Here is a 16477-nt window from a genome sequence, read left to right as displayed (position 1 = left end):
ATGTGCTCCCTGGCCGGTGAGGCCATAAAGTAGTGCGTTGTCCAAAGGGGGATGGAGGGATGCGCGGGCGCGTGCCCGCGTGATTACTTCGGCCGGCGTACGGCGCGTACCTTGCCGGTGCTGCCGCCGCCGCAGTAGAACAGGTCGGCGCCGTCCGATTCGAGGCCGCTGACTCCGGTGCCGGTCGGCATGTGCAGCTCTTGCAGCATGGCGCCGTTGTCGGGATCGATGCGGCGGATGCTGCTGTCGTCTCCTTCCCAGGTGCCGTGCCACAGTTGGCCGTCGACCCAGGTCACGCCGGTGACGAAGCGGTTGGATTCGATGGTGCGCAGGATGGCGCCGGTTTGCGGATCGATGCGGTGGATCTTGCGGTCGCGGTACTGGCCCACCCACAGGCTGCCTTCGGCCCAGGTCATGCCGGAATCGGAACCGTTGCCGGGGGCGGGAATGGAGGCCAGCACGGCGCCGCTGGTCGGGTCGATCTTGTCGATGCGCCGTTCGGCGATCTGGTAGAGATAGGTGCCGTCGAAGGCGGTGCCGGCGTCGCAGGGGCAGGGCAGCACCTTGGCCGGTGCGCCGCTGCCGGGATCGATGGCGACCAGCCCGGCGCCGCTGGCGGCCCAGATGCGCTTGCCGTCCCAGGTCACGCCATGCACGGCGTCGACATCGGGGAAGGGGCCGTATTCGCGCACGATCTCGGCGGCTTGCACGGCGGATGCTTGCTTGCTGTTCATCGTCACTCCTCGTTTTCGGTTGGTTCATCTGCACCGGATAGCGGCGCCGTGAAAGAACTTTATCCCATGGCCGGCGGGGCAGGGAGTAACAAGATTGTCGTGAATCCGGCCAGCGGCGGCGCCAGCCAGCGCTGGGTGCGTGCGCGCCCGATGGAGCGCACGCGGCGCTGCGCTTCCAGCTCGGCCAGGGCACGCTGCACGGTGCGCTGGCTGGCGCCGAGGGCAAGCGCCAGGGCCGAGGTCGACCAGGCCGCGCCATCGGCCAGCAGTGCCAGCAGTTCGGACTGGTCGCCGTCGATGGGCGGCGCCAGCAATACCAGTTCGCGTCCGTCTTCAGGCTTGAGGACAAAGCCTTGCGGGGTCGCATCGATACGCGCCAGCCCTTTGGCGAGCGCGCGCAACCGGCCGATTTCTACCCGCAGGCGGGCGCGGTGCGTTTCATCCGGCGCGCGGGTGCGGAAGGCGCGCTCGATCAGGGCTTCACGCGTAACGTCGCCGGGCCATGCCGCCGCCAGCGCTTGCGCCAGGGCAAACAGTACCGGGCGGCGCGCCAGCGATTGCCGGGCCGCGCCGGCGCCAAGGCTATGGCGGCAAGCGTCGATGACCAGCGCATCCGAGGCGTGCAGGGCGGCGACTTCATCGATGCGCAATGCCTGCTCTCCCCACGGGGCCAGCCGCCTGGCGGCCGGATGTTCCAGCACGGTGCGCGCTTCTTCGACCTCGGCCGACAGCGCGGCGATGCCCGAACGGGCCGCCGCCTCCCGCGCTTGCGCAAATGCCGTGCGCGCGGCCGGAATGCGCCACGAGCGCAAGTCCAGTTCGGCCTTGAGCAAGGCCGCCAGCGCCGCCAGCGGCGGCGGCAATCCATCGGCGGGGAGCAGCGCCAGCATGGCCCCGGCCTGCTGCAACTGGCCCAGCAGCAGCAACTTGCGGGCGGCCACCAGCCGCGCCTGCGACGCGTTGGCATGGTCGGCATGCGCTTCCAGCGTGGCCAGCGCGCTGTTGAGCGCGCGCGGCGAACCGGCAAAGTCGCGCTCGGCCAGCGCCACCTCGGCTTCGGCCACGATGCAGCGGGCGCGCGCCAGTTCCTCGCGGGCGCCGAAGCCGCGCGCGGCCCGGCGCAGCAAGCCGCGGGCCAATCCATGCTCGCCCAGCTGGGCCATGGCGATGCCGCGCAAGGCGAGTGCCGGCGGGTCTTCGCGCAGGGCGACATGTTGCAATGCACCCAGCGCATCGCCGATGGCCAGGGCGCGCGCGGCGGCAGAGATTAGCGAATCCATGGCGTGCAGAATACACTGCGCATGGAAGGTGTCGTCAGCGGTGCATTGGGAAACTCGAATGCTTTGATTTAAAAAGACAATCAACAAATAGTTTTTGATGATTTATATTAATCGACATGTTGAACCACTGACTCGAGTTGGGTCTATCACGAGGAGAGAATCGCAATGTCAAACGAAGCCAAATGCCCTTTCAACCACGCCGCCGGCAGCGGCACCAGCAATCGTGACTGGTGGCCCAAGCAGTTGCGGCTGGACCTGCTGGCCCAGCATTCGTCGAAGTCCAACCCCATGGACGCCGGCTTCGATTACGCCGAAGCCTTCAAGAGCCTCGACCTGGCCGCGCTCAAGAAAGACCTGGCCCAATTGATGACCGATTCGCAGGACTGGTGGCCGGCCGATTTCGGCCACTATGGCCCGCTGTTCATCCGCATGGCCTGGCACAGCGCCGGCACCTATCGCATCGGTGACGGCCGCGGCGGCGCCGGGCGCGGCCAGCAGCGTTTCGCGCCGTTGAACAGTTGGCCCGACAACGGCAACCTGGACAAGGCGCGCCGCCTGCTGTGGCCGATCAAGCAGAAATACGGCAACAAGATCTCCTGGGCCGACCTGCTGATCTTGACCGGCAACGTCGCCCTGGAAACCATGGGCTTCAAGACCTTCGGTTTCGCCGGCGGCCGCGAAGACGTGTGGGAACCGGACCTCGACGTCTACTGGGGTACCGAGACCACCTGGCTGGGCGGCGACGACCGCTACGGCAAGGGGGCTCCTGGCCGCAACCTGGAAAACCCGCTGGCCGCGGTGCAGATGGGCCTGATCTACGTCAACCCGGAAGGTCCCAACGGCAATCCTGATCCGTTGGCCGCCGCGCATGACATCCGCGAAACCTTCGCCCGCATGGCGATGGACGACGAAGAGACCGTGGCGCTGATCGCCGGCGGTCACACCTTCGGCAAGACCCACGGCGCGGGCGATGCCAAGCACGTCGGCGTCGAACCGGAAGGCGCGGGCCTGGAGCAGCAGGGCCTGGGCTGGCACAGCAGCTTCGCCAGCGGCGTGGGCCGCGACGCCATCACCAGCGGCCTGGAAGTGACCTGGACCCAGACCCCGGCGCAGTGGAGCAACTACTTCTTCGAGAACCTGTTCAACTACGAATGGGAACTGACCAAGAGCCCGGCCGGCGCCCACCAGTGGGTGGCCAAGGACGCGGCGGCGGTCATCCCCGATCCGCAAGGCAACGGCAAGCGTTTGCCGACCATGCTGACCACCGACCTGTCGTTGCGCTTCGACCCGGCGTATGAAAAGATCTCGCGCCGTTTCCTGGCGCATCCCGAGCAGTTCGCCGACGCCTTCGCCCGCGCCTGGTTCAAGCTGACCCACCGCGACATGGGCCCGCGCGCCCGCTACCTCGGCCCGGAAGTGCCGGCCGAAGAACTGATCTGGCAGGATCCGCTGCCCAAGGCCGACTACGCGCAGATCGACGCGCAGGACGTGGCGGCATTGAAGGCCAAGGTATTGGCTTCCGGTTTGAGCGTGGCGGAACTGGTGTCCACCGCCTGGGCCTCGGCCTCGACCTTCCGCGGTGGCGACAAGCGCGGCGGCGCCAACGGCGCCCGCATCCGCCTGGCGCCGCAGAAGGATTGGGCGGTGAACCAGCCGCAGCAACTGGCCAAGGTGCTGAAGGCGCTGGAAGCCATCCAGGCCGATTTCAACGCCCAGGGCGGCGGCAAGAAGGTGTCGCTGGCCGACCTGATCGTGCTGGCCGGCAGCGCCGCGGTCGAAAAGGCGGCCAAGGATGCGGGGCAGAACATCACCGTGCCGTTCGCGCCCGGCCGCACCGACGCCAGCGAAGCGCAGACCGATGTCGCCTCGTTCGAACCGCTGGAGCCGGTATATGACGGTTTCCGCAACTTCCTGAAGAGCAGTTTCGCGGTGCGCGCCGAAGACCTGCTGATCGACCGTGCGCAGTTGCTGACATTAACCGCGCCCGAAATGACGGTGCTGGTGGGCGGCCTGCGCGTGCTCGGCGCCAACGTCGGCGGCAGCAAGGACGGCGTCTTCACGCAGCGCCCCGGCGTGCTCAGCAATGACTTCTTCGTCAACCTGCTGGACATGGCCACCGAATGGAAACCGACAACGCCGGCGGCCACCGCCTTCGAAGGGCGCGACCGCAAGACCGGCGCGGTGAAGTGGAGCGCTTCGCGGGTCGACCTGGTGTTCGGTTCGCATTCGGTGCTGCGCGCGTTGGCCGAAGTCTATGCAGGCGCCGACGCCCAGGCCAAGTTCGTGCAGGACTTCGTGGCGGCATGGACCAAGGTGATGAACCTGGATCGTTTCGATCTGAAGTAATGTTAGGGCGTGTCAGGTAACGGGGGGAGTTTCCCCGTGATGGAAAAAGCGGCGCATCGTCAAAGATGCGCCGCTTTTTTCATGCGGCTGCCGCGCGCCGATAGGCGGCAGGCGTGGTGTCGCGCAGCTTGCGCATGGCGTTGGTGAGGGCACTCTGGTCGCTGTAGCCGCAGCGCTGTGCGATCTCGGCCAGGGGCAGGGCGCTCGCGCGCAGCAGTTCGCAGGCGCGCCGCATGCGCACTTCGGCCAGCCAGGCGCGGGGCGAGGCGCCGGCTTCCTGCTGGAACCATTCATGCAGGCGGCTCGGGCTGATCGCCGCGGCCGCCGCCATGTCGGCCACCGACCATGCCAGGCCGGGTTCGGCTTCGATCTTCGCCATCAAGACATGCAGCCGCGAATGCGGGCGCGGCGCAGTATTGGCCAACGTATCGAGCAGCAATGGCAGCCAATGCTGCAATGGCGCCGGGATTGTCTGCTGCGCCATCGTCAGCGCCATGAAATCGACCAGCTTGCCGGCTGCCCTCGATAGCGGGATGAAAGGGCGCCGCGCCAGGCGCTCCATCAGTTCGGCGCTTACCATCGATGGCGCCAGGTCGAGGATGATCACGCTGTTGTCGCAGGGAGCGCTGGTGGCATGCCGGGCATGGGGCTCGACGAAGGCGCCGTTGGCGGCGTCGGCCATGCCCTGGCGTCCGGCGATGTCGAGTTCGATCCGTCCCGCCACCGGCAGCACCATTTGCGGAAAATCATGGCTGTGCGTGAGCGTTTCCGCGCGGTAGCTGCGCAGGTGCAGTTCGGCCTGTGGCCGGAAAGCATGAAGGTGATCGGATGACATTGCGGGCATGGCAATTCGTCAACAAGCGGGAGCGGTGGCAAGGGACAAGCAGCAGCCATGATAGCCGATCGCGCAAAGACAAAGCCGCCCACATGGGGCGGCTTGCCGGTGCGGAGGATGCCTGCCGGCTTATTGCATATGCCAGCCGTGGCTGACCACCACCGACTGGCCGGTCAGCGCATTGGTCGGGAAGGCGGCCAGGAACACGGCGGTCTGGGCCACGTCCTGGGTGGTGGTGAACTCGCCGTCGACGGTGTCCTTGAGCATGATCTTCTTGATCACGTCGTCTTCGCTGATGCCGAATTCCTTGGCCTGCTCGGGGATCTGCTTTTCCACCAGCGGAGTACGCACGAAGCCGGGGCAGATGACGTTGGAGCGGATCTTGTCCTTGGCGCCTTCCTTGGCCACCACCTTGGCCAGGCCCAGCAGGCCGTGCTTGGCGGTGACGTAGGGCGCCTTCAGCGGCGAGGCCAGGTGCGAGTGCACCGAACCCATGTAGATGATGGAGCCGCCGCGGCCTTGCTTGATCATCGCCTTCATCGCCGCGCGCGTGGTCAGGAAGGCGCCGTCCAGGTGGATCGCCAGCATCTTGCGCCAGTTCTCCAGCGAGAGCTCGACCACCGGGCTGATGATCTGGATGCCGGCATTGCTGATCAGCACATCCAGCCCGCCGTAGGCGGCGACGGCGTCGGCCACGCCCTGGTCGACCTGCGCTTCGTCGGTCACGTTCATGGCCACGGCCATGGCGGTGCCGCCGGCCTTGGTGATTTCATCGGCGGCGGCGCGGGCCGCATCCAGCGCGAGGTCGGCGATCACCACCTTGGCGCCCTGGCGGGCGTATTCCTGGGCGATTTCCTTGCCGATGCCGCTGGCCGAACCGGTGATCAGGGCGACTTTATCCTTGAGTTGCATAGGTTTCCTTTGGTGGTTCAAGTTGATGGTATGGCGAAGCGAAACTGACATCGTACTGACAACCTGGGCAGCGCCTTCGAAACGGCTGCCGGCAGGCCTGAACCCGCCAATTGTAACGCCGTGCGCGGCGATGTTGTTGCGCCGCCAAAGTCGCCGCAAACGTCATGTGGCTGAAATAATCCATCGTTAGTCTGTGCAGCGTTATCCCATGACTTAATAAAGGACGATGCATGAGACTGCTTACCATTCCTGCCGATGCCAATCCGAGTTTTTCCAAGCTGAGCTTGAGCCTCGCGAGCACCCCGGAAGAAGTGCGTGAAGTGCAGCGCTTGCGTTACAAAGTCTTCATCGAAGCGATGAACCTGTCGGCGCTGGCCAATGCCGAAGGCCTCGACAAGGATGAGTTCGACAACTACTGCGATCACCTGATCGTGCGCGATACCAAGACCCTGAGCGTGGTCGGCACCTACCGCGTGCTCAGCCCGCACGGCGCGCGCCGCGCCGGCAAGTTCTATTCGGAGCAGGAGTTCGATCTCTCGCGCCTGGACAACATCCGCGGCGTGATCGCCGAAGCCGGCCGCGCCTGCATCCACCCCGACTACCGCAGCGGCGGCGTGATCATGATGCTGTGGGCCGGCCTGGCCGCCTACATGCGCAAGGAGCGCTGCGAATACCTGATGGGCTGCGCCAGCGTCAGCCTGGCCGACGGCGGCCACAACGCCGCCGCGCTGTACCACGCGTTCGCCGAAAAGAACATGGCGCCGCCCGACTACCGCGTCGCGCCGCACCTGCCGTTCCCGCTGCAAGACCGCGAGCCGGGCCACGAGCCGCAAGTGCCGCCGCTGTTGAAGGGCTACCTGCGCAGCGGCGCATGGGTGTGCGGCGAACCGGCATGGGATCCCGATTTCCACTCGGCCGATTTCTTCCTGCTGCTGCCGCTGTCCAAGCTGGACAACCGCTACGCCCGCCACTACCTGAAGGAAACGAGGACCGCATGAAGCCACGCGAACAGTTCATGGACGATGCCCACGGCCTGTTTGGAAATACCGGCGATGTGGCAGACGGCGACGAAAAGCGCGATCCGCTGCGCTTTCGCACCATCTGGATTTCCGACATCCACCTCGGCACCACCGGTTGCCAGGCCGAGCGCCTGCTGGAGTTCCTGCGCGCCACCGAATCCGAGACGCTCTACCTGGTCGGCGACATCATCGACGGCTGGCAACTGAAGCGCCGCTGGTACTGGGAGCAGAGCCACAACAACGTGGTGCAGACCGTGCTCAAGAAAGCCAAGAAGGGTACCAACGTCATCTTCGTGCCGGGCAACCATGACGAAGTGATCCGCCAGTTCATCGACCTCGACTTCGGCGGCATCAAGATCCGCGACGAGCTGGTGCACGTCACCGCCGACGGCCGCCGCATGCTGGTGCTGCACGGCGACCGCTTCGACGGCGTCATCGCCTGCGCCAAGTGGCTGGCGTATGTGGGCGATTCGCTCTACACCATGATCCTCAAGTTCAACCAGTGGTTCAACAGCTGGCGCGCGCGGGCAGGCCTGCCGTACTGGTCGCTCTCGCAATACCTGAAGTCCAAGGTCAAGAACGCGGTCAACTACATTTCCTCGTTCGAAGACGCGCTGGCCGACGAGGCCAAGAAGAAGGGCCTGGACGGCGTCATCTGCGGCCACATCCACAAGCCGGAGATCCGCGACATCGGCGGCGTGACTTACTGCAACGACGGCGACTGGGTGGAAAGCCTGTCGGCGCTGGTCGAAGAGCCCAGCGGCGAGCTGCGCCTGGTGTCGTGGCAGGAAATCATGCAGCTCAAGAAAGCCGGCAAAGCCAAGGCCGCGGCCAGGGATCTGGCCCTTGCCTGAACAGCACCTTTCACACGTATCAAGTTTTATGCGCATTGCCATCATCAGCGACGCCGGCGAACCCCAGGTCAACGGCGTCGTCAACACCCTGCGATCCACCGTGCGCTGCCTGCGCGCGGCCGGGCATGAAGTGCTGCTGCTCTCGCCGCGCGACTTCCGTACCTTCGCTTGCCCCACCTACCCGGAAATCCGCCTGGCCTACCAGCCTTATGCGCGCATCGCCGAGGCGCTGGAAAGCTTCCAGCCCGATTGCATCCACATCGCCACCGAGGGGCCGATGGGGTTGGCGGCGCGGCGCTATTGCATACGCCGCAAGCTCAACTTCACCACCGCCTACCACACCCGTTTCCCGGAATACCTGGCGGCCCGCAAGCTGCTGCCGCGGGCCATCACCTATCGCCTGCTGCGCTGGTTCCACGGCCGTTCGCAGGCGGTGATGGTGCCTACCCCGGCGATGAAGCTGGCGCTGGAGGAGCAGGGCTTCCGCAATGTCGTGCTGTGGGGGCGCGGCGTCGATACGGCGCACTTCCGGCCGGCGGCAGAAGACCATGCCTGCATCGAGCGCCCGCTGTTCCTGTATGTCGGCCGGGTGGCGGTGGAAAAGAACATCGAAGCCTTCCTCAAGCTCGACCTGCCCGGCACCAAGTGGGTGGTGGGCGACGGCCCGCAGTATGAAGAGCTGTCGCAGCGCTACCCCAAGGTGCGTTTCCTCGGCGCCAAGGGGCATGACGAACTGCCGGCCTACTACAATTGCGCCGATGCCTTCGTCTTCCCCAGCAAGACCGATACCTTCGGCCTGGTGCTGCTGGAGGCGATGGCATGCGGCATCCCGGTCGCGGCCTATCCGGTGGAGGGACCGATCGACGTGGTCGACAACGGCGTTTCCGGGGTGCTCAAGAACGACCTGAAGCAGGCCTGCCTGCAGGCGCTCAAGCTCGACAAGGAAGTGGTGCGCTCGCACGCCGAGCGCCGCTCGTGGGAGTCGGCCACGCAGCAGTTCCTGCAGCACCTGCACCATGTGCATCTTCCGGGGCAGCGCAAGGTGGCGGCCATCAAGCCGGTGCGCGAATCGCACTGAACTGCCCCATCGCGGCTCGCCAGGAGCCGTGATGGGAAGCGGCGTGCCCTCATACGGGGCACGTTTTCCGCAGTGCGCAAACTATGCAAAAGTCACATGACCGCATGCCGACAAAGCATTTGCTGGCTGTCGGCGCCTCTTCTAAGATGCGGCACGTCGGTTCACCATAAGAACATGCCGTTTGCCGTTGGCAACGGCGCACATCGCCACGAGGCTGTGTTCCGGCTAAATCAATCAGACAAAAACAAGATGCTCGCTGCGCGGCCGCCGGTTTACGGTTTGCCGCCTGTTGTCGCATGCCTTGGTTCATGCCGCACGCGCGATGGCGGGGCGCAGGCATGAATCATGCTGGTCGGCATGTATGGGGTAATAAATAGATATAAGGGCGCGCCGGCGTGTCAGCGCCGGGCCGATGTCTGAAATACAGTTGCTGTTCTAACAGGGAAGAACACATTCATGATCCAGAATCTCAAGATTGGCACGCGCCTGGCCTTCGGCTTTTGCCTCATCCTTTTGTGCGCGACGGCGGTTCTCCTGATCGGCCTGTGGCGCATGGCCGAACTGGAAGCCAGCAGCGAATACGTGATCGACAAGAAGGTGGCCGGCATGACCACCGCGATGAACATGCGCGAGGCCGGCAGCGAACTGGCGCTGGCGCTGCGCAAGGTGGTCACGCCCACCGACGCCGCCGAAGGTACGGCCGAGAACGAGCGCCTGGGCAAGATCCTGCAAGCCTATAACGGTTTCGAAGGGCAACTGACGGCGCTGTCGAGCAGCGGCCGCGGCAAGGAGCTGCTGGATGCGGCGGTGGCCGAGCGCAAGAAGCTGTTCCCGATCGTCGAAACCATCCGCGGGCAGGTCGGCAGCGGCAATTATTTCGACGCGGCGCAACTGCTCAAGAGCGATTTCCTGCCGGCCCATGAAAAATGGATGGCCAGCGTGGCCGCGCTGGCGGTCTACCAGAAGGATGACATGAACGCCGCCCATGCCGACGCCAAGGAAAGCTACCGCAAGGCGCAGATCGGCATGCTGGTGATCGGCGTACTGACGCTGGGCCTGGGGGTGTTCTTCACGTTCGTGATCACCCGCTCGATCATCAACCCGTTGCGGCGCGCCGGCAACATCGCCGAGACCATCTCCGGCGGCGACCTGACGCAAGACTTCCATGACGACGGCCGCGACGAGGCGGCCACGCTGGTCAATGCGCTGGGGGCGATGCAGTCCAACCTGGCCGCCACCCTGAACGAAGTCAAGGAAAGCGCGGCCATCATCGCCGTGGCCTCGCATGAGATCGCGCGCGGCAACGTCGACCTGTCCAACCGTACCGAGTCGCAGGCTTCCAGCCTGGAGGAAACCGCCAGCTCGATGGAGCAGCTGACCTCGACCGTGCAGCAAAACGCCGAGAACGCGCGCCAGGCTAACCAGCTGGTGCTGTCGGCCTCGGACTTCGCCACCAAGGGCGGGCGCGTGGTGGGCGATGTGGTCGATACCATGGGCTCGATCAAGGAGAGCTCGCGCAAGATCGTCGACATCATCGGCGTGATCGACGGCATCGCCTTCCAGACCAACATCCTGGCGTTGAATGCGGCGGTGGAAGCCGCGCGCGCCGGCGAGCAGGGCCGCGGCTTCGCGGTGGTGGCGTCGGAAGTGCGTTCGCTGGCCCAGCGTTCGGCGACCGCGGCCAAGGAGATCAAGGTCCTGATCGACGATTCGGTGGGCAAGGTCGATGCCGGCGGCAAGCTGGTCGACGAGGCCGGCGCGACCATGAACGAGATCGTCACCTCGGTCAAGCATGTGGCCGACATCATGGGCGAAATCACCGCCGCCAGCCAGGAGCAGAGCGCGGGCATCGCCGAGGTCAACAATGCGATCACGCAGATCGACGAGATCACCCAGCAGAACGCCGCCCTGGTGGAGCAGGCGGCAGCGGCGGCCGAGAGCCTGCAGGAGCAGTCCGACGCGCTGGCCCGCGCGGTCTCCGTGTTCAAGCTGAAGCTGGGCGCCCCGGAAGCCGCCGCGGCGCCGCTGGCGTCCATGCCGGCGCGTACGATCAATACGCCGGCGGCGATCGATGTGGCGGCCAGGCCGGTCGTCCAGCCGGTTGCCGGCTTGCCGGCTGCCGCATCGGCCCGCAAATCGAAGCAGATGGCCAGCGACGACGAGTTTGAGGAGTTCTGATCCTCCTTGATGGCAAAAAAACAAGCCGCGGCATGCCCGCGAAGATGTGAAAGTTGACTCGCAGTCAACGAATATTGAAAGCGCTGCAAGCCTTCGGCCGCAGCGCTTTTTTATTCCGGCCGTTTTTGCCAGCGAGCTGAAGATTCTTCAAATGTTGCCGTTAAGATATAGTCGTCGGGAGCGCCTCTTGCCATCGATGCCGTATGCGAAGAGCGCGCCTGGCCAGGACTTGTCCATATCCGTTCCGGGAGCAACCCGCCACAGAGAAGCGGGTGCGCGGGATGGCGATGGGGCTGCCCTGGCGATTTCCGCGCCACGCCCTGAGCTCATCCACCGGAACACAGCCTTATGTCCTTCAAAAATATATCCATCAAAGCGCGACTCGCCATCGCCATCCTCATCCTTTCGCTGCTGCTGGTCGCCATCGGGCTATCGGGTCTGCTCGGCATGTCGGCCGCCGTCGGCATCAACCAGCAACTGGGCGAGGAGCGCCTTCCCAAGACCGTCGCCGCCGACAATGTCCTGATCTGGATCGGCCGCCAGCGCACCTCGCTGGACCAGGCCGCGCTGACCGACGATCCGGCCTGGGCCGAGCGCATGTACGGCATGGATGCCAACAGCCGCAAGGAAGCGCTGAACTGGTGGAGCAAGTACACCGCATTGCCGCAGCGGACCGAAGAAGGCCGGGCGCTGGTGAAGAAGGTCTCGGAGGGCATCGACAAGACCGAGGAGGCGCTGGCCAAGTTCGCCGAGGTCATCAAGACCGGTGACCGCAAGGCCATCGGCGACCAGGCGCGCGTGGTCGGCACCATCTACACCGCCATGCAGGGTGACGGCCAGGCGCTGAGCAAATATGAAAGCGAGCAGGCTGCCGCCAGCCTGGCCGCATCCAGCGGCCGTTATGAGGCCTCGCGCACTTTCTCCATCGCGGCGATCGTGCTGGGGCTGTTGCTGGCGCTGTATAGCTGGCTGTCGCTGCGGCGCGCCATCGCCGAGCCGATGCGCCGCGCGCTCAAGCATTTCGAGGCGATCGCCGCCGGCGACCTGACCCAGCCGGTGCATGTGCATTCGAAAAACGAGATGGGGCAGCTGCTCGATGGGCTGTCGCATATGCAGGAAAACCTGTCGCGCACCGTGCGCGCGGTGCGCAGCGGCAGCGATGCGATCGCCACCGCCACCCGCGAGATCGCCGCGGGCAACCTCGACCTGTCTTCGCGCACCGAACAGCAGGCGGCCTCGCTGGAAGAGACCGCTTCCAGCATGGAAGAGCTGACCAGCACCGTCAAGCACAATGCCGACAACGCCCGCCAGGCCTCGACGCTGGCGGTCAACGCCTCGACCATCGCGTCCGACGGCAATGCCGTGGTCGGCCGCGTGGTGCAGACCATGGAAGAAATCCGCGAGAGCTCCACCAAGATCACCGACATCGTCAGCATCATCGACGGCATCGCGTTCCAGACCAACATCCTGGCGCTGAACGCGGCGGTGGAAGCGGCCCGCGCCGGCGAGCAGGGCCGCGGCTTCGCGGTGGTGGCTTCGGAAGTGCGCGCACTGGCGCAACGCTCTTCCAGCGCCGCCAAGGAGATCAAGGACCTGATCATGCTGTCGGTGGACCGGGTGCAAGCCGGCTCCGAGCTGGCCGGCCAGGCCGGCGCCACCATGAGCGAGGTGATCAACGCGGTGCAGCGCGTGACCGACATCATGGGCGAGATCTCCTCCGCCTCCAGCGAGCAGAGCGCCGGCATCGACCAGGTGTCGCGCGCGGTCACGCAGATGGATGAGGCCACCCAGCAGAACGCCGCGCTGGTGGAGCAGGCCAGCGCCGCCGCCAAGGCGCTGGAACAGCAGGCGCAGAACCTGATGCAGGAAGTGTCGATCTTCCGCATCGGCGATGCCGAAGCGTTGCGCACCTATGCAGCGCCGCCGCTTGCGGCAGCCCCCGTGGTAGTCAAGCCGCAACCGGTGCGGGCGGCCGCCGCCCCGGCGCCCAAGCTGGCGCACAAGCCGGCGCCGAAGGCCGATGCGGCGCCCGCCAAGCCTGCGCCGCGCAAAGTGCCGCCGTCGGACGATGGCGACGAATGGGAAACCTTCTAAAAGCTTGTTCAAGGTCACGCCGGGCAATCAGCCCATCATGCGAAACGGCCCGGTCAGTGAATGACCGGGCCGTTTTATTTGCAGGCTGGCGTAGCGTCAGAGTCAGTGCCAGTATCAGCGCGGAGGGTGCTTGCCGGAACTGGCGATCAGTTCCGGCGCGATGACGGCCTTGAGGTAGTTGGTGGTGATGTCGCCGCGTTCGCGCTGGGCGATCCACCAGACGTTGGCCTTGCGCAGCGACCATTCCTGCGGCTGGCCGCAGATCAGTTGCGAAGCCACCAGGCCCAGGGTCGGCTGGTGGCCGATGATGAGCACCGGTTCCCGGCTGTCGGGCCAGTTGGCCGCGCGCAGCAGGTCCGCGGCCGATTTGTCGGGCGCCAGTTCGGGATGCACCTTGTACTTGCGGCCCAGCGCTTCGACCGTCTGCAGCGTGCGGGTGGCCGGGCTGACCAGGATGCGGCAGCTTTCCGGCAGGTTGCGGTCGAGCCAGTCGGCGATCTTGCCGGCCTGCTTGTGTCCTTTCGGCGTCAGGGCGCGGCCTTCGTCGGGCTCGCCCAGTTCCGCTTCCGCGTGCCGCCACAAAATCAAATCCATGTCAGGCTCCTGTCGGTTTGGCGCATGCCCTGCGCAAGATCGGGGATGTCATTCTTCCGGTAGTGCGGCGGGAATGCCGAGGGTAGTCATCAGGTGCTGCTGGGCGCTGAAGGTGTGGTGCTTGTTGCGCGCCTTCTTCAGGGTGTAGGCGCCGTTGGCGTCGAGATGCCAGGAGTTGGTGTTGTCTTTGAGGTAGGGGTTGAGCCCCTCGGCGATCACGCGTTTCTTCAGCGCCTTGTCCAGCACCGGGAAGGCGACTTCGATGCGGCGGAACAGATTGCGGTTCATCCAGTCGGCGCTGGCCAGGTACACATCGTGCGCCAGGTCGTTGCGGAAGTAATAGATGCGCGAGTGTTCCAGGTAGCGGCCGATGATGGAGCGTACCTTGATGTTTTCCGACAGTCCCGGCACGCCCGGGCGCAGCGCGCAGGCGCCGCGCACGATCAGGTCGATCTTCACGCCGTCGCTGGAGGCCGCATACAGCGCGCGGATCACCGACTCGTCCAGCAGCGCGTTCATCTTGGCGATGATGCGCGCAGGGCGGCCTTCGCGGGCGATCTGCGCCTCGTTGCGGATGGCGCGGATGATTTCCTTTTGCAGCGAGAACGGCGCCAGCCACAGGCGCGACAGGCTGCGCGGTTTGGTCAGGCTGGTCAGGTGGATGAACACCTCGTTGACCTCGGCGGTGATTTCCCGGTGCGAGGTCAGCAGGCCGAAGTCGGTGTAGAACTTGGTGGTGTTGGGATGGTAGTTGCCGGTGCCGAGGTGGGCGTAGAAGCGCAGGCCGCGCTCCTCGCGGCGGATCACCAGCGCCAGCTTGGCGTGCGTCTTCAGGCCGACCACGCCGTATACCACCTGGGCGCCGGCCTGTTCCAGCTTGACCGCCCAGTTAATGTTGGCCTCTTCGTCGAAGCGCGCCATCAGTTCCACGATCACGGTCACTTCCTTGCCGTGCTGGGCGGCGTAGATCAGGGCCTCCATCAGGTCCGAGTTCATGCCGGTGCGGTAGATGGTCTGCTTGATCGCCACCACGTCCTGGTCGTGCGCGGCGGTGCGGATGAAGTCCACCACCGGCTGGAACGACTGGAAGGGGTGGTGCAGCAGCACGTCCTTCTTGTCCAGCACCCGGAAGATGTTTTCGCTGATCAGCAGGTGCGGCAGGGTGGGCGAGAAGGGCGGGAAGCGCAGTTCCGGCTTGCCCACCAGGTTGACGATCTCGCCCAGGCGCACCATGTTCACCGGCCCTTCGACCGCGTACAGGCGGTTGCGCTCGATGTTGAACTGGTTCAGCAGGAACTGGGCCAGGTGCTCGGGGCAGTTGCTGGCCACTTCCAGCCGCACGGCCACGCCGAACTGGCGGCTTTGCAATTCCGTCTCCAGCGCCTGGCGCAGGTTCTTCACTTCCTCTTCGTCGACCCACAGGTCGCTGTTGCGGGTGACGCGGAATTGCGAATACGCGGTGATTTCGCGCCCCGGGAACAGTTCGGAAATATGGGCGTGGATGACCGAGGAGAGCAGGCAGAACGACGCCGCGCCCTTGGGCGACAAGTGGTCCGGCAGCCGGATCACGCGCGGCAGCACGCGCGGCGCCTTGACGATGACCACGCCGGTGCCGCGCCCGAAGGCGTCCTTGCCGGACAGTTCGATGATGAAGTTCAGGCTCTTGTTGACCACCTGCGGGAACGGGTGCGCCGGGTCGAGGCCGATCGGCGTGAGCAGCGGGCGCACGTTCTGTTCGAAATAGCCCTTGACCCAGGCGCGCTGGGCTTCGTTGCGGTCTTCGTGGCGCAGCAGGTGGATGCCGTTGGCGGCCAGTTGCGGCAGGATCTCTTCGTTGAGCACCTGGTACTGGCGCGACACGATGCGGTGGCATTCGGCGCTGGTGTGTTCCAGCGCGGCGCGCAGTTCGGGCGGGTCGATGTTCTCGCCCTCGATCCGGTTGGCCAGCAGGCTGGCGATGCGCACTTCGAAGAATTCGTCGAGGTTGCTGCTGCAGATGCACAAGTAACGCAGCCGTTCCAGCAGCGGCACGGTGGCGTCTTCGGCCTGGGCCAGCACGCGGCGGTTGAACGCCAACTGCGACAGTTCGCGATTGAGGTAGATCGTATGCGGAGGAAGTTCAGGCAGGTCTCTGGTTTCCGGTTTTGCTTTTCTGGTCATTCAATGTTCCCTGTCCATCCTTGTTTTCCGGGCAGTGTATTTAGGATGTATGACGAGTTTATGACAACTTTCCCGGCTATTTGTCACAGAATTTACAGGGAGGGGGCGGCGGCATCTGTTGCCGTAGTGTTATTTCCAATGGGAAATGTCTTTTTATTATCTTCTCCAGTCAAGCCTGCGCTGGGCTACAGACCTTGTTCCGACTGCCGGAATGCCTTTTCCAGCCGGTTTCAGGCCGCCGCAATGGCGCCGTCATCCCCGGGTTTGCACAAATTTTCATCCCGGGCCGCATGACAAGACCCCGTCATAAACTCGTCACATTTGCTGGTTAAAGTTCGCCCTGTCCAAGAAGTGCATCCTTCCAATCGCGATGTCTCAGTGACACCCAATCTC

At 65.0% G+C, this 16477-nt stretch carries 12 protein-coding genes; 6 read left to right on the top strand and 6 right to left on the bottom strand.

Annotated features, from left to right (window positions below; translation table 11 throughout):
- Window positions 1-83: 83 nt before the first annotated feature.
- On the bottom strand, window positions 84-734 hold the full coding sequence (locus tag J7548_RS18445) for a hypothetical protein (protein WP_290977477.1): 651 nt from the start codon (window positions 732-734) through the stop codon (window positions 84-86).
- Between the two features lie 59 nt (window positions 735-793).
- Entirely contained in the window at window positions 794-2014 is a 1221-nt protein-coding gene (locus J7548_RS18440) for a helix-turn-helix domain-containing protein (protein WP_290977475.1), read from the bottom strand.
- Window positions 2015-2179: 165 nt separating this feature from the next.
- Here J7548_RS18440 and katG point away from each other — a divergent pair, with 165 nt between their 5' ends.
- On the top strand, window positions 2180-4360 hold the full coding sequence (gene katG / locus J7548_RS18435; RefSeq protein WP_290977473.1) for a catalase/peroxidase HPI: 2181 nt from the start codon (window positions 2180-2182) through the stop codon (window positions 4358-4360).
- A 79-nt stretch (window positions 4361-4439) separates the two neighbouring features.
- On the opposite strand, the gene J7548_RS18430 is transcribed toward katG, so the two are convergent.
- Together J7548_RS18430 and J7548_RS18425 are read right to left on the bottom strand one after the other, a co-directional pair.
- Window positions 4440-5195 carry an AraC family transcriptional regulator gene (locus J7548_RS18430; RefSeq protein ID WP_290977471.1) on the bottom strand — a complete coding sequence of 252 codons (756 nt, stop codon included), beginning with the start codon at window positions 5193-5195 and terminating at the stop codon, window positions 4440-4442.
- Between the two features lie 129 nt (window positions 5196-5324).
- A complete protein-coding gene (locus J7548_RS18425; protein ID WP_290977469.1) occupies window positions 5325-6107 on the bottom strand; it encodes a 3-hydroxybutyrate dehydrogenase in 783 nt (260 codons plus the stop codon).
- Window positions 6108-6337: 230 nt separating this feature from the next.
- On the opposite strand from J7548_RS18425, the gene J7548_RS18420 reads away from it, so the two are divergent.
- From J7548_RS18420 to J7548_RS18400, 5 genes are all read left to right on the top strand, one after another.
- Window positions 6338-7105, top strand: coding sequence for a GNAT family N-acyltransferase (locus J7548_RS18420; RefSeq protein WP_290977467.1), 768 nt, complete (start codon window positions 6338-6340; stop codon window positions 7103-7105).
- Window positions 7102-7980: a UDP-2,3-diacylglucosamine diphosphatase gene (locus tag J7548_RS18415; protein WP_290977465.1), complete on the top strand. Its 879-nt coding sequence runs from the start codon at window positions 7102-7104 to the stop codon at window positions 7978-7980. Before J7548_RS18420 ends, J7548_RS18415 begins: the two co-directional genes overlap by 4 nt.
- Window positions 7981-8008: 28 nt before the next feature.
- Window positions 8009-9058 carry a glycosyltransferase family 1 protein gene (locus J7548_RS18410; protein WP_290977463.1) on the top strand — a complete coding sequence of 350 codons (1050 nt, stop codon included), beginning with the start codon at window positions 8009-8011 and terminating at the stop codon, window positions 9056-9058.
- Window positions 9059-9514: 456 nt separating this feature from the next.
- Entirely contained in the window at window positions 9515-11236 is a 1722-nt protein-coding gene (locus J7548_RS18405) for a methyl-accepting chemotaxis protein (RefSeq protein WP_290977461.1), read from the top strand.
- Window positions 11237-11584: 348 nt separating this feature from the next.
- Window positions 11585-13330: a methyl-accepting chemotaxis protein gene (locus tag J7548_RS18400; protein WP_290977460.1), complete on the top strand. Its 1746-nt coding sequence runs from the start codon at window positions 11585-11587 to the stop codon at window positions 13328-13330.
- Window positions 13331-13444: 114 nt separating this feature from the next.
- Here J7548_RS18400 and J7548_RS18395 read toward each other — a convergent pair whose 3' ends face one another.
- Entirely contained in the window at window positions 13445-13924 is a 480-nt protein-coding gene (locus tag J7548_RS18395; RefSeq protein ID WP_290977458.1) for a histidine phosphatase family protein, read from the bottom strand.
- A 48-nt stretch (window positions 13925-13972) separates the two neighbouring features.
- Window positions 13973-16084, bottom strand: coding sequence for a polyphosphate kinase 1 (ppk1, locus tag J7548_RS18390; protein ID WP_290977456.1), 2112 nt, complete (start codon window positions 16082-16084; stop codon window positions 13973-13975).
- Window positions 16085-16477 lie beyond the last annotated feature (393 nt).

The organism is Herbaspirillum sp., from assembly GCF_017744395.1.
GTDB lineage: Bacteria > Pseudomonadota > Gammaproteobacteria > Burkholderiales > Burkholderiaceae_D > Herbaspirillum.
Note: the sequence above shows the minus strand (reverse complement) of the source record. Positions and strands in the feature narration are given on the sequence as shown.